Source organism: Streptomyces sp. TLI_185 (assembly GCF_003814765.1).
Lineage (GTDB): Bacteria > Actinomycetota > Actinomycetes > Streptomycetales > Streptomycetaceae > Streptomyces.
On the sequence record NZ_RKRB01000001.1, the window covers coordinates 2,037,331 to 2,056,302 of the forward strand.

18 protein-coding genes are annotated in these 18,972 nt (G+C 71.3%); 1 reads left to right on the plus strand and 17 read right to left on the minus strand.

Annotation, left to right across the window (positions count from 1 at the left end):
* Positions 1-5: 5 nt before the first annotated feature.
* From EDD92_RS09210 to fmt, 8 genes are all read right to left on the minus strand, one after another.
* Complete coding sequence (locus EDD92_RS09210) at positions 6-1,508, minus strand: amino acid permease (RefSeq protein WP_123963851.1); 1,503 nt, start codon at positions 1,506-1,508, stop codon at positions 6-8.
* Between the two features lie 233 nt (positions 1,509-1,741).
* The gene (locus EDD92_RS09215) at positions 1,742-2,230 is read right to left on the minus strand and encodes a GNAT family N-acetyltransferase (RefSeq protein ID WP_123963852.1); all 489 of its coding nucleotides are present in this window, start codon (positions 2,228-2,230) and stop codon (positions 1,742-1,744) included.
* Positions 2,231-2,303: 73 nt separating this feature from the next.
* Positions 2,304-3,746: a GuaB1 family IMP dehydrogenase-related protein gene (locus EDD92_RS09220; protein WP_185124403.1), complete on the minus strand. Its 1,443-nt coding sequence runs from the start codon at positions 3,744-3,746 to the stop codon at positions 2,304-2,306.
* A 151-nt stretch (positions 3,747-3,897) separates the two neighbouring features.
* The gene (locus EDD92_RS09225) at positions 3,898-4,215 is read right to left on the minus strand and encodes a barstar family protein (RefSeq protein WP_123963854.1); all 318 of its coding nucleotides are present in this window, start codon (positions 4,213-4,215) and stop codon (positions 3,898-3,900) included.
* Between the two features lie 46 nt (positions 4,216-4,261).
* On the minus strand, positions 4,262-5,305 hold the full coding sequence (locus tag EDD92_RS09230) for a sugar-binding transcriptional regulator (RefSeq protein WP_030946817.1): 1,044 nt from the start codon (positions 5,303-5,305) through the stop codon (positions 4,262-4,264).
* 78 nt (positions 5,306-5,383) lie between these two features.
* Entirely contained in the window at positions 5,384-6,070 is a 687-nt protein-coding gene (rpe, locus tag EDD92_RS09235) for a ribulose-phosphate 3-epimerase (protein ID WP_123963855.1), read from the minus strand.
* An 89-nt stretch (positions 6,071-6,159) separates the two neighbouring features.
* Entirely contained in the window at positions 6,160-7,587 is a 1,428-nt protein-coding gene (locus EDD92_RS09240) for an RsmB/NOP family class I SAM-dependent RNA methyltransferase (protein ID WP_123963856.1), read from the minus strand.
* A gap of 63 nt (positions 7,588-7,650) precedes the next feature.
* Positions 7,651-8,583 carry a methionyl-tRNA formyltransferase gene (gene fmt, locus EDD92_RS09245; protein ID WP_030946826.1) on the minus strand — a complete coding sequence of 311 codons (933 nt, stop codon included), beginning with the start codon at positions 8,581-8,583 and terminating at the stop codon, positions 7,651-7,653.
* 246 nt (positions 8,584-8,829) lie between these two features.
* Here fmt and EDD92_RS09250 point away from each other — a divergent pair, with 246 nt between their 5' ends.
* Positions 8,830-9,372 (plus strand): hypothetical protein, encoded by a 543-nt coding sequence (locus EDD92_RS09250; protein ID WP_123963857.1) that lies wholly within the window; start codon positions 8,830-8,832, stop codon positions 9,370-9,372.
* Positions 9,373-9,574: 202 nt separating this feature from the next.
* On the opposite strand, the gene EDD92_RS09255 is transcribed toward EDD92_RS09250, so the two are convergent.
* From EDD92_RS09255 to EDD92_RS09295, 9 genes are all read right to left on the minus strand, one after another.
* Positions 9,575-9,892 (minus strand): hypothetical protein, encoded by a 318-nt coding sequence (locus EDD92_RS09255; protein ID WP_123963858.1) that lies wholly within the window; start codon positions 9,890-9,892, stop codon positions 9,575-9,577.
* A gap of 358 nt (positions 9,893-10,250) precedes the next feature.
* The gene (locus EDD92_RS09260) at positions 10,251-12,404 is read right to left on the minus strand and encodes a primosomal protein N' (protein ID WP_123963859.1); all 2,154 of its coding nucleotides are present in this window, start codon (positions 12,402-12,404) and stop codon (positions 10,251-10,253) included.
* A 175-nt stretch (positions 12,405-12,579) separates the two neighbouring features.
* The gene (gene metK / locus EDD92_RS09265; protein ID WP_123963860.1) at positions 12,580-13,788 is read right to left on the minus strand and encodes a methionine adenosyltransferase; all 1,209 of its coding nucleotides are present in this window, start codon (positions 13,786-13,788) and stop codon (positions 12,580-12,582) included.
* Between the two features lie 240 nt (positions 13,789-14,028).
* Entirely contained in the window at positions 14,029-15,231 is a 1,203-nt protein-coding gene (coaBC, locus tag EDD92_RS09270; RefSeq protein WP_123963861.1) for a bifunctional phosphopantothenoylcysteine decarboxylase/phosphopantothenate--cysteine ligase CoaBC, read from the minus strand.
* 112 nt (positions 15,232-15,343) lie between these two features.
* A complete protein-coding gene (rpoZ, locus tag EDD92_RS09275; protein WP_003977348.1) occupies positions 15,344-15,616 on the minus strand; it encodes a DNA-directed RNA polymerase subunit omega in 273 nt (90 codons plus the stop codon).
* A gap of 53 nt (positions 15,617-15,669) precedes the next feature.
* Positions 15,670-16,263: a guanylate kinase gene (gene gmk, locus EDD92_RS09280; RefSeq protein WP_115909361.1), complete on the minus strand. Its 594-nt coding sequence runs from the start codon at positions 16,261-16,263 to the stop codon at positions 15,670-15,672.
* Positions 16,264-16,322: 59 nt separating this feature from the next.
* Entirely contained in the window at positions 16,323-16,646 is a 324-nt protein-coding gene (locus EDD92_RS09285) for an integration host factor (protein ID WP_003977346.1), read from the minus strand.
* A gap of 343 nt (positions 16,647-16,989) precedes the next feature.
* Entirely contained in the window at positions 16,990-17,835 is an 846-nt protein-coding gene (gene pyrF / locus EDD92_RS09290; RefSeq protein WP_123963862.1) for an orotidine-5'-phosphate decarboxylase, read from the minus strand.
* The gene (locus EDD92_RS09295) at positions 17,832-18,938 is read right to left on the minus strand and encodes a quinone-dependent dihydroorotate dehydrogenase (protein WP_123963863.1); all 1,107 of its coding nucleotides are present in this window, start codon (positions 18,936-18,938) and stop codon (positions 17,832-17,834) included. Before EDD92_RS09295 ends, pyrF begins: the two co-directional genes overlap by 4 nt.
* Positions 18,939-18,972: the final 34 nt, after the last annotated feature.

Here is an 18,972-nt window from a genome sequence, read left to right on the forward strand (position 1 = left end):
GTGGTTCACTTCTCTGGAGTCGCGAGTACGTCTGGAGTCGCGAGGTCTTCTCGCGTGGCAAGGCGGGAGCGGCGATAGCCGTACCCGAAGTAGAACACGAGCCCGACCGCCATCCAGACCCCGAAGACCACCCAGGTGACGGCGGACAGGCTGCCCATCATCCAGACGCAGAACGCGAAGCCCAGGGCGGGCAGCACCGGGGAGAGCGGCACCCGGAAGGTGCGGGGCATGCCCGGCCGGGTCCGGCGCAGCACGACCACGGCGATGTTGACCAGCGCGAAGGCGAAGAGGGTGCCGATGCTGGTGGCGTCGGCGAGCTGGCCGAGCGGGATCGCGGCGGCCAGGACTCCGCAGAACAGGGAGACGATGACCGTGTTGGCGCGGGGCGCACCGGTCTTCGGGTGGACCTTGCCGAACACCTTGGGGACGAGCCCGTCCCGGGACATCGCGAAGAGGATGCGGGTCTGGCCGTAGAGCACGGTCAGCACGACGCTCGCGATGGCGATGACGGCGCAGGCGGCGAGGAGGGTGCCCCAGAAGGACTGGCCGGTGACGTCGCGCATGATCTGGGCGAGCGCGGCCTCCGAGTCGTTGAACCGCCGCCAGGGCTTGGCGCCCACAGCGACGGCGGCGACGAGGACGTACAGCGCGGTGACGATGACGAGCGACAGCATGATGGCCCGCGGCAGGTCTCGCTGGGCGTTCTTGGCCTCTTCACCTGCGGTGGAGGCGGCGTCGAAGCCGATGTAGGAGAAGAAGAGCGTGGCACCGGCGGCGCTCACGCCCGCCATGCCGAGCGGCATGAAGTGCGCGTAGTTCCCGGACCTGAAGCCCTGGATGCCGATGGCGCAGAACAGCACCAGCGCGGCGATCTTCACACAGACCATGACCGTGTTGGCGCGCGCGGACTCCCGGGCGCCGCCCAGCAGGAACGCCATGGCCAGCAGGACCACGATCAGCGCGGGCAGGTTGAAGATGCCGCCGTCGCCGGGCGGGGCGGACAGGGCGTCCGGGATGGTGACGCCTATGGTCCCGTCGAGCAGTTCGTTGAGGTACTCGCCCCAGCCGACCGCCACGGCGGCGACCGAGACGCCGTACTCCAGGACCAGACACCAGCCGCAGATCCAGGCGATCAGCTCACCCATGGTTGCGTATGCATACGAGTACGAGGATCCGGCGACCGGGATGGTGCCCGCCAGCTCGGCATACGAGAGGGCCGAGAAGAGCGCGGTCAGACCCGCGATCACGAAGGACAGGGTGACGGCGGGACCGGCCTTGGGCACGGCCTCGCCGAGGACCACGAAGATGCCGGTGCCGAGGGTGGCGCCGATGCTGATCATCGTCAGCTGCCACAGCCCGAGGGAGCGTTTCAGGCTGCCGCCCTCACCCTGGCCGCCCTCCGCGACCAGGCGTTCCACCGGCTTGCGACGCATGAGGCGGGCGCCGACGCCCGGGGACGGTGGGGCGTTCGTGGTGCGGTCCTGCGGGGGTGCGCCTTGATCGAGCACGCGCTGACTCCTTCGTCACTGCGGTCAGGGCGGCGGGGACCGGCGGCACCCCTGCGCGAGCAGGAACCCACCGAGCGGGGTCCCTGCCACGCCACGTACAGGGCACGACCCTACGGGCCAGGCCTTCACATATGAAATGCAGCAACCTTGCGCATAGCCGCAAGATCATTGCGTTCATCGCACCGGAGCGGGCGTTCGTTGCACGGTGGCTGTCGAGCATTGCGTTGGGCCGCTCAGTCCAGCTCCCTGACCAGGAAGGTGCACGAGTCGACGCACTCGCGCTCGACGCCGTTCACGTCCACGTACGTGTAGCGGTCGAGGTAGTCCACCATCGGGCGGTACCCGAGCCGTGCGTACAACGCGGCCGCTCGCGGGTTGTCCTTGCCGACACCGATGCCGACCACCGACAGGGCCCGCCCCCTGGCCAACTCCTCGGCGGCTCCGATCAGTTGGGTACCGATCCCCCGCGAGCGCAGCCCCTCGGGCCAGACGCCCAGCCCGCCGATCTCGGGGCAGTCCACGGCGACTTCGGGCGCCTCACAGCCGATCCAGCGCATCTCCGTGTGCCCCACGGGCCGGCCCTCCAGCCACGCGATGAGGTACGTGCAGTCCCCCGCCTCCTGCCGGGCGAAGCGCCGGGCGTGGAACGAGGTGACTCCGGGCGAGGGCATGTGCCGGTCGAGCAGCGCGACGTCGCAGGCGCGGCAGACGGTGATCTCCATGCGAACGACGGTAGAGCCCAGGCACGCGTACGGCCCCCGAATTTCAACGGGGGCCGTACGCAAGGGACTTGGCTCAGCTCCAGCTCGCGTGCAGCGGCTTGCCCTCCGCGTAGCCGGCCGCGCTCTGGATGCCGACCACCGCCTTCTCGGCGAACTCCTCCAGGGAGCCCGCACCGGCGTAGGTGCAGGAGGAGCGGACGCCCGCGATGATCGAGTCGATCAGGTCCTCCACGCCGGGACGGACCGGGTCGAGGAACATGCGGGAGGTGGAGATGCCCTCCTCGAACAGCGCCTTGCGGGCGCGGTCGTACGCCGACTCGTCCGACGTACGGTTGCGGACGGCACGCGCGGAGGCCATGCCGAACGACTCCTTGTAGAGGCGGCCGTTCGCGTCCTGCTGCAGGTCGCCGGGGGACTCGTAGGTGCCCGCGAACCACGAGCCGATCATCACGTTCGACGCACCGGCCGCCAGGGCCATGGCGACGTCGCGCGGGTGACGGACACCGCCGTCGGCCCACACGTGCTTGCCGTACTTCTTCGCCTCGGCCGCGCACTCCAGCACGGCGGAGAACTGCGGCCGGCCGACGCCGGTCATCATGCGGGTGGTGCACATGGCGCCGGGGCCGACGCCGACCTTGATGATGTCCGCGCCCGCCTCGATCAGGTCGCGCACACCCTCGGCGGCGACGATGTTGCCGGCGACGATCGGGACCTGCGGATCGAGGGCGCGCACGACCTTGACCGCGCTGATCATCGACTCCTGGTGGCCGTGCGCCGTGTCGATGACGAGTGTGTCCACGCCCGCATCGAGCAGCTGCTTGGCCTTGCCCGCGACATCGCCGTTGATGCCGACGGCGGCGGCGATGCGCAGCCTGCCCTGCGCGTCGGTGGCCGGCGTGTACAGCGTGGCACGCAGGGCGCCCTTGCGGGTCAGGATGCCGGCGAGCCTGCCGTCCTTGTCGACGGCGGGCGCGTAGCGGCGGTTGGCGTGGTCGAGCCGGTTGAACGCCTCACGCGGGTCGATGTCCGCGTCCAGGAGCAGCAGATCCCGGGACATGACGACCTCGAGCTGCGTGAAGCGGTCCACGCCGGTCAGGTCCTGGTCGGTGACGACGCCGACCGGCCGGCCGTCCTCGTCGACGACCACTCCGGCGTTGTGCGCACGCTTGGGCAGCAGGGCCAGCGCGTCGGCGACGGTCTGGTGCGGGGCCAGCACGATCGGGGTGTCCAGGACATGGTGGCGGCTCTTCACCCAGGAGACGACCTCGGTGACGACCTCGATCGGAATGTCCTGGGGGATGACGACGAGGCCACCGCGCCGGGCCATCGTCTCGGCCATGCGGCGGCCGGCGATGGCAGTCATGTTGGCGACGACCAGCGGGATCGTGGTGCCCGTGCCGTCCGGGGAGCTGAGGTCCACGCCCTGCCGCGAGCCGACCGCACTGCGGCTCGGGACCATGAAGACGTCGTCGTACGTCAGGTCGTACGGGGGCTGGATGTCGTTGAGGAAACGCACGTGCTGCACATCCCAGTCGATCAGAGGTGGCCCCCGGACAGGTCAGCCAGGGGGAAGAGCACGTACTTCATTGTCCCATGTCGACCGGAATGCGATGCACGGGCAGATCATCCAGGCTGGTCAGAGGCCCCTTCGGAGGAACCTCCAAGCACTATCGCGCCGCACCCCCGAGAGCCAGCGCCACACAGAGCGCCGGCGTCCGGTCCGCCGCCTCGGCGAACACCTCCTGCGCGGTCTCCCACTCCTGCGGGCTCGCCTTGGCGTACGTCTGCCAGTTCCGTACGACGACCAGCAGCCCCCTCTCCACCGCGGCCTCGGGCCAGACGGTGTGGTCGGAGAGGCTGTCGGCCAGGGCGTCCCAGTTGCGTCCGAACCAGTCGGGCAGCTGCAGGGCACCGACGCAGCGGTCCATCAGGCCCGCCTTGTCCGTGACCCCGTCGAGGTCCAGCGTGACCACGAGTTCCGTCATCTCAGTACCGCCCTGAACGAGTCGTGGCAATGGTCCTGACCATCTGTCAGATCCCGTCCGGATCGGCCCTGTTGAGCGCCGGCTTCGGCGTCGGGCCCGCGGTCATCAGGACGTCCGCGGCCGACGTGTCCGTCACCAGGCTGGTGACGAGCCCGGAGCGCAGCACCGCGTCGATGGCGGACGCCTTGCGCGCCCCGCCCGCGATCGCGACGACCTCGGGGATACGGCGGAGCTGGTCGGCCTTGACGGTGATGCACCGCTCGCCGAGGTCCCGGCCGACCCGGCGGCCCTGGCCGTCGAAGAGGTGCGCGGACATCTCGGCGGCGACACCGAGCGAGGCGTAGTGCGCGCGCTCCTCGTCGCTGAGCATGTCGTGCACCGTCGAGATGCCGGGCTCCCAGGAACCGATGGAGACGCAGGCGACCGTGACCTTGTCGAAGTACTCGAAGGCCCGGGCGATCCCGGTCTGGTTGCGCAGCGCGGCCGCGGTCGCCGCGTCCGGCAGCAGCATCGGCGCATAGATGGGGTGGGCGTCGCCGCCGGACACCTGCGCGGCACGGCGTACGGCCTCGACGGAGCCGCGCTCGGCGGTCCCGGCGTCGTACACGCCCGTCAACTGCACCACCGTGCACGGCGGCAGCCGGTCCAGGGCCGCGGCCATGTGGATGGTGGAGCGGCCCCAGGCAAGGCCGAGCACATCGCCCTCGTTGACGAGTTCGCCGAGCAGGTCGGCAGCCACTTCACCGAGGTTCTCCGGGTCGGGTGTCTCCTCGGCCTCGGCCGGGGACTCCACCACGACGGCGTGCCTGAGGCCGTAGCGGGCACGCAGCGCGTCCGAGCGGTCGGCGTCCAGCTCGGCCGGGACGCGGATCTCGATGCGTACGAGATCCCGTTCGAGAGCCGTCTCCAGGACCCGGGCCACCTTGAAGCGGCTGACGCCGAACTCCTCCGCGATCTGGATCTTGGACTTGCCCTCGAGGTAGAAGCGGCGGGCCATGGCCGCCGCCTGCACCAGCTCAGCGGGTCCCATCCGCACTGCTGACCGGCCCGCCGACATACCCGACACGGCGATCTCCTCACTGCTGTTCACACTCTGGATTCGCCGTTCATCCTTGCAGATTCGGCGCACTTGATCCGCCCTGATGGGCGCCGTTCACGTTGTCTTGGCTCAGTGGTCGCACGCCCAGCTCGCCTTGGCGGTCACCGTCTCCGCCTGGGTGCGCAGTGCACGTACCGCGTGCGCCGGGTCCTCCGCCCCGTACACCGCCGAACCCGCGACGAACACGTCCGCGCCGGCTTCGGCGCAGCGCTCGATGGTGGAGGCGGAGACTCCGCCGTCCACCTGGAGCCACAGTTCGAGGCCGTGCTTGCTGATCAGCTCGCGGGTGCGGCGGATCTTGGGAAGCATGATGTCGAGGAACGCCTGCCCGCCGAAGCCCGGCTCAACCGTCATGATCAGCAGCATGTCGAGCTCGGGGAGCAGGTCCTCGTACGGCTCGATGGGCGTGGCGGGCTTCAGGGCCATGGAGGCGCGAGCGCCCTTGGCCCGGATCTCCCGGGCGAGCCGGACGGGCGCGGCGGCCGCCTCGACGTGGAAGGTGACGGACGAGGCCCCCGCTTCGACGTACTGCGGAGCCCAGCGATCGGGGGCCTCGATCATCAGATGGCAGTCCAGCGGGGTGTCCGTCGCACGGGCCAGCGACTCTACGACCGGCACGCCGAGCGTGAGGTTCGGGACGAAATGGTTGTCCATGACGTCGACGTGGAGCCAGTCGGCTCCTTCGACCGCCTTCGCCTCGTCCGCGAGGCGGGAGAAGTCGGCGGACAGGATGCTGGGGTTGATCTGCACGGCCATGACCCAAGCCTGCCATGTCCGGGCACGTTTGTTCGCGCCGGTCCGGACCTGTGACGTTGATGGGACGTTGAGGACGGCGCTGCGCGAAGTCAGCCAGTCCTCCGGATGAGCGCCAGATACATGGCGTCGGTCCCGTGCAGATGCGGCCACAGCTGTACGTCGGGGCCGTCGCCGAGGTCCGGTACGCCCGGCAGCAGGGGGCGCGCGTCGATCAGCTCGGCGTCCGGGTGCTGCTTGAGCAGGTCGTCGACGACGGCCCTGGTCTCGGCGAGATGCGGCGAGCAGGTGGCGTAGCCGACGACTCCGCCGACCCGTACGGCGTCCAGTGCGGTGCGCAGCAGGGCGCGCTGCAGCGGCCCGAACCCGTCCAGGTCCTCGGGACGGCGCCGCCAGCGCGCCTCGGGCCGCCGGCGCAGCGCGCCGAGCCCGGTGCAGGGGACGTCCATCAGGACGCGGTCGAAGGAGCCGGGCCGCCACGGCGGGCGGGTGCCGTCCGCGGCGATGACCTGGTACGGCCCGGGGTTGCCGCGCAGGGCCTTGGCCACCAGGCCGGCCCGGTGCGGCTGCTTCTCGGCGGCGAGCAGTGTCGCCCCCCGCTGGGCGGCCAGCGCACCGAGCAGCGCCGCCTTGCCGCCGGGGCCGGCACATCCGTCGAGCCACTTCTCGTCCGGCCCGTCCAGCGGAGCGCCGGCCAGCGCCAGGGCCACGAGCTGACTGCCCTCGTCCTGCACGCCCGCGCGGCCGTCCCTCACGGCCGCGATCGCACCGGGCTCACCGCCTTCGGTGAGCCGCACGGCATACGGCGACCAGCGCCCCGCGACGGCGGCCTCCTCACGGAGCAACTCCTCGGTCGTGGCCCGCCCGGGGCGCGCGACCAGGGTCACCTCGGGCCGCTCGTTGTCCGCCTCCAGCAGCCGCTCGATGCCGGCGCGGCCGCCGCCGAGCGAGTCCCACAGCGCGGAGACGACCCAGCGCGGGTGCGAGTGCACGACGGCCAGGTGATCCTCGGGGTCCTCGTCGTAGGGCGGTGCGACGCGCTCGATCCAGGTGTCCAGGTCGTCCTGCGCGACCTTTCGCAGCACGGCATTGACGAACTTGGCCCGCCCGTCACCGAGTACGACCCGGGCCAGCTCGACGGAGGCGGACACGGCCGCATGGGTCGGAATCCGCGTCCCGAGCAGCTGGTGCACACCAAGACTCAGCACATCCAGCACCGGCGGGTCGACCTCGCGCAACGGCCGGTCCACGCAGGCGGAGATGACGGCGTCGTACGTGCCCTGCCGTCGCAGCGTCCCGTACACCAGCTCAGTCGCGAGCGCGGCGTCCCGCCCGTCGAACTTGTCGGGTCCCTCCTTCTCCCGCGCCTTGCGCAGCAGCGGCGGCAGCACGAGGTTGGCGTACGCGTCCCGCTCGTCCACGGCCCTCAGGGCCTCGAAGGCGAGGATGCGGACGGGGTCCTTCTTGGGCCGACGGTGGGGCTTGCCGGGCTTGCGGGGCCCACGGGAGGTGTCGCTCACGAAAAAGGTGCTCCGGATGTCTGATGTGGATACGCACCAAGGGTACGTCCCGCTCGTCCCCCGTTACCCGCCGAGCGTCTCCCCGTCCGCGATCCGCACCCCGCGCGCCCAGTCCGCCGCCCGCATCGGCTTCTTGCCCTGGGCCTGCACCCACAGCAGCTCTACGGCGTGCGAACCGGTGCCCACGTGGACGCTGTTCTTGCCGACGGCCAGCTGCGCCGGTGCGAGGTCGGCCCGGTCCGGCGCGGGCGTGACCTGGATGAGCTTGAGCCGCTCGCCGCGGAAGGTGGTCCAGGCGCCGGGCGCGGGGGTGCAGCCGCGCACCACCCGGTCGACGCGCAGCGCAGGGGTGGCCCAGTCGACCTGGGCGTCCTCGACGGTGATCTTCGGGGCGAGGGTGATGCCCTCGTTCGGCTGCGGTACGGCCTTCAGCGTGCCGTCCTCGATGCCGTCCATGGTCGCGGCGAGCAGCCCGGCACCGGCGAAGGCGAGCCGGGTCAGCAGGTCACCGCTGGTGTCGGTGTGCCGGATCTCCTCGGTGACGGTGCCGTAGACCGGCCCCGAGTCGAGTCCCTCCTCGATGAGGAAGGTGGAGGCGCCGGTGATCTCGTCGCCCGCCATGATGGAGTGCTGCACAGGCGCTGCCCCCCGCCATGCGGGCAGCAGTGAGAAGTGCAGGTTGACCCAGCCGTGGGCCGGGACGTCGAGCGCGACGCGTGGCAGCAGCGCCCCGTATGCGACGACGGGACAGCAGTCGGGCCCGATCTCCCGCAGCCGCTCCAGGAACTCGGGGTCCCGCGGCTTGAGCGGCCTCAGCACCTCGATCCCGGCCTCCTGCGCCCGCTGCGCCACGGGCGAAGCCACCAGCCTGCGTCCCCGTCCGGCCGGCGCGTCGGGCCGCGTGACGACGGCGGCCACCTCGTGCCGCCCGGAGGCGATGAGAGCGTCCAGAGCGGGGACGGCGACCTCGGGGGTACCGGCGAAGACGAGCTTCATGGGTGGGCGGGGCCTCTCGGACGGGAGTTGTTGTGGCAACGCACAAGTCTATGACCACGCCCGGCGGAGCTCGACGCCTGCGCCCGAGGCGCAAACCTGTCCCAGCGGGGGGCGTACGCATATGCCCCTACGCCCCCAGACCGTGACCCCCGAAGCAAAAACACGTTGGTCAAGACAGAGTTGACCACAACGGGCCGCAATCGCGCGGCCCGGATCCTTTTCAACGCCGGTTCGAGAGGCTTGTTCATGGCCGACCACGCAACCCACGACGCCCAGGCTCGGGCCAGCCTGCACTTGCTGGTGCGGGACATCGAGCGGGTCCGCCGGCAGGTGGACGCACTGCGCACGCTCACCGCGCAGTTGGGCAATGTCTACCGCCCGCGCCGCTCCGGCCCCTCCACGGGCTTCGTCGTGTACGGACGCGCTCCCGCCCCGACGGTCCGTCTTGCGCAGGAGCTGCGGGACAGTGTCGAGACCCTGGTTACGGCTGCGGTCGATTTCGACCGCTCCCTCGGCTTCTCGTGGGACGCGGTGGGTTCCGCACTCGGGGTCACCAAGCAGGCGGTCCACCGCCGTTACGGTGCCCGTCGCGCCGCGGCCCAGGCGGCCGCCGAGACCGAGCGGGCCACCGAGTCGGCGGGCTCCCGGACGGTCAGTGTGAACACCGGCATCACGACGGTGCCGACGGTCCCCGCCGCGCGCTCCATGCCGACCCAGCCGACCGCCGGCAGCCCGTCCCTCCGCGACGAGGCCAGGCCAACAGCCTTCCCCGGCCCCCGCAACGGCTGAACCACCTCTCCCCTGCCCTCCCGGCCGGCCCCGGGAGGGCAGCCGCATGTCGGGGCACGGGGACGGCGTGCACCTCGGGGTACGCGGCGAGGCACGCCTCGGGGAACGCGGCCGGGCAGGCGTCGGGGAACGGGGCCAGGCAGGCCTCGGGCAACGGGGCGGGGCACGCCTCCGGGACCGGCCCCGGGAGGGCAACCGCACGTCAGGGACCGGGGACGGCGTGCACCTCGCGGTACGCGGCGAGGCATGCCTCGGGAAACGGGGTGGGCTGCGCCTCCGGGACCGGCCCCCGGAGGCCAGCCGCACGTCGGGGCACGGGGGCGGCGTACGCCTCGGGAAACGCGGCGGGGCACGCCTCCGGGACCGGCCCCGGGAGGGCAGCCGCACGTCGGGGCACGGGGATGGCGTGCACCTCGGGAAACGCGGCGGGGCACGCCTCGGGGAACGCGGCGGGGCACGCCCCGGGACACAGGGCGGGCTGCGCCTCCGGGAACAGGGCCGGGGCCCCGGAACGCGACATGGCGCTTCTTCGGGAACACGACGGGCCGCTCCCTCGGGAACACCCCCGGGATGCGCATTCCGGAACCTCTCGAGATGCCCATGCCTCCGGAAAGCGGCCCACCTCAGCCCGGGGCCGACAGCCTCACCCGCTGCCGGGAGCTCTCAGGCGGTTCCCCCGCTGCCGGGCGGTCCCACACCCGACGTCCCACAGCATCGCCCGATGTCCGACGGCCTCACCCGACCCGAGCCACGCAGCCTGTGCCGCTGCCCGGCGACCTCACCGAAGTCATGCGGTTTCACCCGCTGCCCGGCCGCGCACGACAGCCAGCCGCTTCACCCGATGTCAACGGCCCCGGCGTCCCCAGCGCCCAACCGCCTCACCCGATATCAGGCGGATCGATCCGCACCCGGACCAAGGCCTCTCCGGCCCCCCGTGCCATCCGCGCAGCCTGCGCAGCCTTCAGTGCCGAGGCCAGTGCGGCTCCGCGCCCCGGCGGTACGCGAACGAGTGCCCGCTCCCAGTGTTCCCCGGGCGGAGGCGCCCCCGTCCGCCGCGGCCGCCCGGCTGTCGTGACCGGCAGCGGCACGGGTCCCAGCACCTCGGCCTCCCGGGGCAGTTCGGCCGCGCGCAGGAATTCGGCGACCGCCTCCCCGTCCCCGGACACCGCCGCCATCCGTGACACCGGCGGAAAGCCCAGCTCGGCCCGCTCGGCGAGCTCCCGCACCGCGTGCCCGACGGGATCCCACCGCACGAGTGCCTGCACGGGCCGCAGCGTCGGCTCGGCGACGACCACCACGGTGCCGCCGGCACCCTGCGGCCGGACGAGCGCGGCGGCCGCGATCCAGCGTCGTAGCGCGTCCTCGCCGGCGCGCAGGTCGGGCCGGTTGAGCATTGCCCAGCCGTCCAGCAGCAGGGCCGCCGCGTAGCCGCCCTCGGCGACGGGCTCGGCCCCAGGTGTGCTCACGATCAGCGCGGGCGCGTCCGGCACGGTGTCCAGCACATGCTCACGCCCGGAGGTCCGCACCGGAACGGCGGGAAACGCCCGCCCCAACTCCTCGGCGGTGCGCCGCGCCCCCACCACCTGCGCCCGCAGCCGGAACCCGCCGCACTCCGGGCAGTGCCAGCCGCTCTCGTCCCGCCCGCACCACCCGCACCGCAGTGCGGCCCCGGCCTCCTGCCCCTCAAGCGGCCCCGCGCAGTGCCGACATCGCGCGGGCGCCCGGCAGTTGGCGCACGCCATCCGAGGGACGTAACCCCGCCGGGGCACCTGCACGAGCACCGGCCCCTGCCGCAGCCCCTCCCTCGCGGCCTGCCAGGCAAGGGTCGGCAGCCGGGCGGCCCGCGCCGCCTCGTCCCGCGCGAGGTCCCCGTCCCCCACGGTCCGCACCAGCGGCGCAGCCCCCCGCACCTGCTCCCGCCCGGCGACGAGCGGCCGGGCCCAACCAGTCTCGACCAGCTGTGCCGCCTCGACCGTGCAGCTCCAACTGCCCAGCAGGAAACCACACTTGTCCAGAGCGGCCCGCAGCAGCAGCACCTCTCTCGCATGCGGCTGGGGTGCGTGCTGCTCGCTGTGGCTGTCGTCCCCGTCGTCCCAGATGGCGACAAGGCCGAGATCCTGAACCGGGGCGAACATGGCGGCCCGGGTCCCGATGACGGCCCGGACGGCCCCCCGCCGCACTGCGAGCCACTCGCGGTACCGCTTCTCGGGACCGGCGTCGGCGGTGAGCACCGCATGCCGCCCCTCCCCCAGCAGCGCGGTCAGCGCGGCGTCGACCCGGGCGACCGCCCGCCCGTCGGGCAGCACCGCGAGCGCACCGCGCCCGGAGACCAGCGTCGCCGCCACGGCCCGCGCCAGCTCGTCACTCCACTCGGACCCGGGCAGCGCATTCCACACCGCACGCGGCGCACCGCCCGACGCCAGCGACTCCAGAAACCCGGCCCCCCGCTCGTACCGGACCCAGGACGCCGCCTCCGGCATCGCAGGCGGCGGCAACGGCTCGGGCGAGGGCCGCTGCTCGGCCCGCGCGCTGCGTGGCGGCACGGCGAGCTGGAGCACGTCGGCCAGACTCCCCGCATACCGATCGGCGACGGCCCGGGACAGCCCCAGCAACTCCTCGCTCAACACCCGCTCGGGAGACACGACCTGGGCCAGCGCGGCAAGCGGCCCGGAGTAGTCCGACTCGGCAAGCCTCTCGACAAGGAACCCGTCGATCAGCCCGCCGCCCTCGCGCCGCCCGTCCCGCACTCGATGCCGCCCGGCCCCGAACCGCACCCGGACCCGAACCCCGGGCTGAGCATCTGCATCGAGCTCCTCCGGCACCGCATAGTCGAAGTACCGGTCAAGATGCAGCACCCCCTTGTCGACCAGCACCCGCGCGACAGGCAGCTCCTTGGCCAGCGCGGCCCCCCGCCAGGTCCGCGGCTTGGCCCTGGGCACCTCGGCCTTGCGCACGCTCTCCCGGATGAGCGCAAGCTGCTCGGGCGGCGCACCCTCCGCCCCGCCGTCCATCCGCCCGTTCTCGCTGCTCACGCTTGCATTCTTACCAAACGCCACTGACAACGTCGGCGCCCGAGATCAGTCCGGCCGCGGGTCACGGATACCGCGCGGGGTCCACGGTCCGGTCCGGTGGGCGGGCCCATTGCACCCGGAACGCACCGAGGCCCGGCTCCCCGAGGGAGCCGGGCCCGGTGAAGGACCGCGGAGCCTACAGCCCCGCCGCCTTCCGCAGCGCGTCCACGCGGTCCGTCCTCTCCCAGGTGAACTCGGGCAGCTCACGGCCGAAGTGGCCGTACGCCGCCGTCTGGGCGTAGATCGGGCGGAGCAGGTCGAGGTCGCGGATGATCGCGGCCGGGCGCAGGTCGAAGACCTCGTCGATGGCCTTCTCGATCTTCTCGTGGTCGATCTTGGCGGTGCCGAAGGTCTCGACGAACAGACCGACGGGCTCGGCCTTGCCGATCGCGTACGCGACCTGGACCTCGCAGCGGGAGGCGAGACCCGCGGCGACGACGTTCTTCGCCACCCAGCGCATCGCGTACGCGGCGGAGCGGTCGACCTTGGACGGGTCCTTGCCGGAGAAGGCGCCACCGCCGTGGCGGGCCATGCCGCCGTACGTGTCAATGATGATCTTGCGGCCGGTGAGGCCGGCGTCACCCATCGGGCCGCCGATCTCGAAGCGGCCGGTCGGGTTGACCAGGAGGCGGTAGCTGTCCGTGTCCAGCTTGATGCCGTCGTCCAGGAGCGACTTCAGCTCCGCCTCGACGACGAACTCGCGGATGTCGGGGGCGAGGAGCGACTCCAGGTCGATGTCGCTCGCGTGCTGCGAGGAGACGACCACGGTGTCGAGGCGGACGGCCTTGTCGCCGTCGTACTCGATGGTGACCTGCGTCTTGCCGTCGGGGCGCAGGTAGGGGATGGTGCCGTTCTTGCGGACCTCGGACAGGCGCTTCGACAGACGGTGCGCCAGGAAGATCGGCAGCGGCATCAGGGTCGGCGTCTCGTCGGTCGCGTAGCCGAACATCAGGCCCTGGTCGCCGGCGCCCTGGCGGTCCAGCTCGTCCTCGTCGCCCTCGACGCGGTTCTCGTACGCCGTGTCGACGCCCTGGGCGATGTCCGGGGACTGCGCGCCGATGGACACCGACACGCCGCAGGAGGCGCCGTCGAAGCCCTTCTTCGAGGAGTCGTAACCGATCTCGAGGATCTTGTTGCGGACGAGGGTCGCGATGTCCGCGTACGTCTTGGTGGTGACCTCGCCGGCCACATGGACCAGGCCGGTGGTGATCAGCGTCTCGACGGCGACCCGGGAGGTCGGGTCCTCGCGCAGAAGCGCGTCGAGAATGGTGTCGCTGATCTGGTCAGCGATCTTGTCGGGGTGACCCTCGGTCACGGACTCCGAGGTGAACAGGCGACGGGACACAACGCTCCCTGGGGTTGCAGCGGCTGCTGGCTGATCATTGGCGGACGGGCCCGGGGGCTGCGCCCGGCGTCGTCCGAGAACAGTTTATCGGTCGTGCTCGGCCACCCGCCTCCCTGTCTCGCCTCTCGGGAGTGCTGTGACCTGCGGCACGCGCATTCTGCCCAATACCGAGGGGCGTTGGCCAGGGGGCGCCACGCCCGGTGGCAGAGGTTTGTGGGGACCGAGAAGCGAATGAAACATTCAGCCGAGGCGCTCCGCGACCAGGTCCCAGACAGTTTCGGCCAGATGTTCCTTCGGGCCGCGGTGTACCGGGGTCTCGGTGCCGTCGGCGCCCAGTACCACTGCCTCGTTCTCCTCGGAGCCGAAGGTCTTGCGCTCCCCCACCTCGTTCACCACGAGGAGGTCGCAGCCCTTGCGCTCCAGCTTGGTGCGGCCGTTGGCCAGGACGTCGTCGGTCTCGGCGGCGAAGCCGACGATCACCTGTCCGGGGCGCGCGCGCTCCGTCGAGATCTCCGCGAGGATGTCCGGATTCCGCACCAGCACGATGGGGTCCGGGTCCTGGCCGTCCTTCTTCTTGATCTTTCCGGCCGCGTAGGTCTCCGGCCGGAAGTCCGCGACCGCTGCGGCCATGACGACGGCGTCCGCGTCCGAGGTCGCCTTCAGTACCGCCTCGTGCAGCTGTACGGCCGTGCCCACCTGGACGACGTCCACGCCCGCAGGGTCCGGCAGGCCGGTGTTCGCGGCGATCAGCGTGACGCGGGCCCCGCGCGCGGCGGCGGTGCGGGCGAGGGCGTAGCCCTGTTTGCCGGAGGAGCGGTTGCCGAGGAAGCGCACCGGGTCGAGGGGTTCGCGGGTGCCGCCGGCGCTGACGACGACGTGCCGGCCGTTGAGGTCGGGCTCGGTGACGCCTCTGGACAGCACGCGGCGGCAGATCGCGTAGATCTCCGTAGGGTCGGGCAGGCGGCCCTTGCCGGTGTCGACGCCGGTCAGACGGCCGACGGCCGGTTCGATGACGACGGCGCCGCGGCGGCGCAGCGTCGCCACGTTCTCCTGGGTGGCCGGGTGTTCCCACATCTCGGTGTGCATGGCGGGTGCGAAGACGACCGGGCAGCGGGCGGTCAGGAGCGTGTTCGTGAGCAGGTCGTCGGCCAGGCCGTGGGCGGCCTTCGCGAGGATGTCCGCGGTCGCCGGGGCGACGACGACCAGGTCGGCGTGCTGCCCGATGCGGACGTGCGGGACCTCGTGGACGTCGTCCCAGACCTCGGTGGAGACGGGGTTGCCGGAGAGGGCGGACCAGGTGGCGGCGCCGACGAAGTGCAGCGCGGAGGCCGTGGGCACCACGCGTACGTCATGGCCGGACTCGCTCAGCCTCCGCAGCAGCTCGCAGGCCTTGTAGGCGGCGATGCCACCGCTGACCCCCAGGACGACCTTGGGCTTGTCCACCGTCTCTCCCCGGCTCGGCAACGTACGAGTCCATCAACGACTCCATCACACACCACAGGCCCGACAGTCGCGCTGTCGGGCCTGTGGAAAAACCAACCGCAATACGAAAGTACTACTGCGCCGGGCCCTCGATGGCCTCGGACGTCAGCAGACCGGCGTTGATCTCGCGCAGGGCGATCGAGAGCGGCTTCTCGTGGACATGGGTGTCGACGAGCGGACCGACGTACTCGAGGAGGCCCTCGCCGAGCTGCGAGTAGTACGCGTTGATCTGGCGGGCACGCTTGGCCGCGTAGATCACGAGGCTGTACTTCGAGTCGGTGGCCTCGAGGAGCTCGTCGATCGGCGGGTTGATGATGCCCTCGGGCGCGGAGATGGAAGAGGACACGCTCTACCTTCCGATGGATGGGAAAAGATCGGTCGTGATCACATCACTCGTGATCACAGGACATCCATCAAGGCTAGCAGCTCGCGAGCCACGTCCTCGACGGAGGTGTTGACCAAGGTCATGTCGAACTCCGGCTCGGCCGCCAGCTCGATCTTGGCTGCGTCGAGACGGCGCTCGATCACCTCGGGCGGCTCGGTCCCCCGGCCGGTGAGCCTGCGGACGAGCTCCTCCCAGGAGGGCGGAGCCAGGAACACCAGCCGGCCGTCCGGCATGGTCTCGCGGACCTGCCGGGCGCCCTGGAGGTCGATCTCCAGGAGGACCGGCACGCCGTCCTCCAGGTGCTCCAGCACGGCCGCACGCGGCGTGCCGTAGCGGTTGCCGGCGAACTCGGCCCACTCCAGCAGCTCGCCGTTGGCGATCAGCTTGTCCATCTCCTCGTCGGTGACGAAGAAGTAGTGGACTCCGTGCTTCTCGCCGGGGCGGGGCTTGCGGGTCGTCGCCGACACCGAGAGCCAGACCTCGGGGTGTTCCTTGCGCATATGAGCGACGACCGTGCTCTTGCCGACCCCGGAGGGGCCGGAGAGCACGGTCAGCCGCGGACGTACGTCCGGGGGCTCGGGGGTCGTCCCCCGGAATGTTGCAGCCATGCAGCGATTATTCCAGCAATCCCGGAGTGCCCGGGACTCCCGGTCCGGAGTACCCGGACTCAGGAGCCGGTGCTGCCGAACTCACGCTCCAGGGAAGCGATCTGGTTGGAACCGAGGCCGCGCACCCGGCGGCTCTCGGAGATGCCCAGACGCTCCATGATCTGCTTGGCGCGGACCTTGCCCACGCCCGGCAGGGACTCGAGCAGGGCGGAGACCTTCATCTTGCCGATGACGTCGTTCTCCTGGCCCTGCTTGATGACCTCGTGCAGGGAGGCGCCGGAGTGCTTGAGTCGATTCTTGACCTCGGCCCGCTCCCGGCGAGCCGCGGCGGCCTTTTCGAGCGCGGCTGCGCGCTGTTCAGGGGTAAGGGGCGGAAGAGCCACGCCTACGTCACCTCGGATGTCGAACTGTCGGATACGGACCGGTGAGGAACCTAGTCGCCCCACACCTGGGGAGCCACGAGCAACACGCTTGCCCGTTGTCCCCCATTGCTTCAAGAGCGCGGGAGGGGCCCCCACTCGTCGGAGACTAGCGGGCGAGCGCGCCAGAGTCAGCGAGAACAGCGGAAAAGTCCTGGTCAGCCTCTGCCAGGACGGACATTTAGGACATAATGCCCCGGATTTGAGGATGTATCCAGACTCAAGCGGACCTCGAAGCACCCGACGACCACTCATCGGAGGACTCGTGCGAGCGCCTCGAACACCTGCGACGACCGTCGCGAAAGCCTCATACGGCTCCCACGGCGGCCCTGATCTCCTCCGCGAAGCGCTCCGCGGCCGCGCGCAGCGCCCCGGCGTCGGGACCGTGCCGCAGCACCCCCCGGCTGACGTTCGGCACGACGTTGCGCGCGGCGGCTCCGAAGACGCCGGGAAGGTCGGCAGCGGTGGCGCCCTGGGCGCCGATGCCGGGCGCCAGGAGCGGCCCGTTGATGTCCAGGTCGTACGACGACAGGTCGCCCAGAGTGGCGCCGACGACGGCCCCGAAGGACCCCAGAGGCTCCTCCCCCGTGTTCTCGGCGGCGAGGTGCGCCAGCATCGTCGCCCCGATGTTCCGTCCGTCCGTGCGCACCGCGTGCTGCACCTCGCCGCCCTCCGGGTTGGAGGTCAGCGCGAGCACGAACAGGCCGGTGCCGCTCTCCCGGGCGAGCGCGACGGCCGGGGAGAGCGATCCGTAGCCGAGGTAGGGCGAGACGGTGAGCGCGTCCGAGAAGAGCGGGGAGTCCTTGTGCAAGAAGGTCTCGGCGTACGCGGCCATGGTCGAGCCGATGTCGCCGCGCTTGGCGTCCATCACGACCAGCGCACCGGCCGCCCGCGCCTCGGCCACCGACTTCTCCAGGACCGCGATGCCGCGCGAGCCGAAGCGCTCGAAGAACGCGCTCTGCGGCTTCAGGACTGCGACCCGGTCGGCCATCGCCTCGACGACCGTGCGACTGAACCGCTCAAGACCGGCGACGTCGTCGTTCAGGCCCCACTCGGCCAGCAAGGAGGCGTGCGGGTCGATGCCGACGCAGAGCGCCCCGCGCTCGTCCATGGCGCGGCGAAGGCGTGCGCCGAAGGGTTCGAGAGAGCTCATGCCGTCTTCCTCACGTCGGCGCCGACCGCGTCGGCGAGGGTGGCGTACGGGCTGGTGCCGAGGCGGGCGGCGAGGCCCTTGTGGATGGCGCGGCCCCAGAAGGGGCCCTCGTAGATGAAGGCGCTGTAACCCTGGACCAGGGTGGCGCCGGCCAGGATGCGCTGCCAGGCGTCCTCGGCGTTCTCGATGCCGCCGACGCCCACGAGGGTGATGCGGTCGCCCACGCGCGCGTAGAGGCGGCGCAGCACCTCCAGGGAGCGGGACTTGAGGGGTGCGCCGGACAGGCCACCGGTCTCCTTCACGAGAGACGGTTCGGATTTCAAACCGAGTCCGTCGCGCGCGATGGTGGTGTTGGTGGCGATGATCCCGTCCAGGCCGAGCTCGACGGCCAGGTCGGCCACGGCGTCGACGTCCTCGTCGGCGAGGTCCGGCGCGATCTTCACGAGCAGCGGGACACGGCGGGAGGTCACCGTGCGGTCGGCGGCCTCGCGGACGGCGCTCAGCAGCGGCCGCAGCGCCTCCGTGGCCTGCAGGTTGCGCAGGCCGGGGGTGTTCGGGGACGACACGTTCACGACCAGGTAGTCGGCGTACGGCGCCAGCCGCTCGGTCGACTTCACGTAGTCGCCGACGGCCTCCGCCTCCGGGACGGCCTTCGTCTTGCCGATGTTGACGCCCACGACGGTCCTGAAAACCGGCTCACGGGACGCCAGACGGGCCGCGACGGCCAGCGAGCCCTCGTTGTTGAAGCCCATGCGGTTGATCAGCGCACGGTCCTTCACGAGCCGGAACAGGCGCTTCTTGGGGTTGCCGGGCTGCGGCTCCCCGGTCACGGTACCGATCTCGACGTGGTCGAAGCCGAGCATCGACATGCCGTCGATCGCGACCGCGTTCTTGTCGAAGCCGGCGGCGAGCCCGAAGGGCCCGTGCATACGCAGCCCGAAGGCCTCCGTGCGCAGTTCCTGGTAGCGCGGTGCGAGGGCGGCAGCGACGAAGGTGCGCAGCACGGGGACGCGGGCGGCGAGCCGGATCCAGCGGAAGGCCAGGTAATGGGCCTGCTCCGGGTCCATCCGTTTGAAAACCAGACGGAAGAAAAGCTTGTACATGTCGGTGTCCTCTTGAAGTCTCAGGTGACCTCAT

What these genes read in the sequence shown, in the direction of transcription:
- EDD92_RS09215 (WP_123963852.1), bottom strand. Translation starts at nt 2,230, where the DNA reads ATGGAGATCACCGTCTGCCGCGCCTGCGACGTCGCGCTGCTCGACCGG.
- fmt (WP_030946826.1), bottom strand. Translation starts at nt 8,583, where the DNA reads ATGAAGCTCGTCTTCGCCGGTACCCCCGAGGTCGCCGTCCCCGCTCTG.
- EDD92_RS09250 (WP_123963857.1), top strand. Translation starts at nt 8,830, where the DNA reads ATGGCCGACCACGCAACCCACGACGCCCAGGCTCGGGCCAGCCTGCAC.
- EDD92_RS09255 (WP_123963858.1), bottom strand. Translation starts at nt 9,892, where the DNA reads ATGTCGCGTTCCGGGGCCCCGGCCCTGTTCCCGGAGGCGCAGCCCGCC.
- gmk (WP_115909361.1), bottom strand. Translation starts at nt 16,263, where the DNA reads ATGGCTGCAACATTCCGGGGGACGACCCCCGAGCCCCCGGACGTACGT.
- EDD92_RS09225 (WP_123963854.1), bottom strand. Translation starts at nt 4,215, where the DNA reads ATGACGGAACTCGTGGTCACGCTGGACCTCGACGGGGTCACGGACAAG.
- pyrF (WP_123963862.1), bottom strand. Translation starts at nt 17,835, where the DNA reads ATGAGCTCTCTCGAACCCTTCGGCGCACGCCTTCGCCGCGCCATGGAC.
- EDD92_RS09295 (WP_123963863.1), bottom strand. Translation starts at nt 18,938, where the DNA reads ATGTACAAGCTTTTCTTCCGTCTGGTTTTCAAACGGATGGACCCGGAG.
- rpe (WP_123963855.1), bottom strand. Translation starts at nt 6,070, where the DNA reads ATGGCCGTGCAGATCAACCCCAGCATCCTGTCCGCCGACTTCTCCCGC.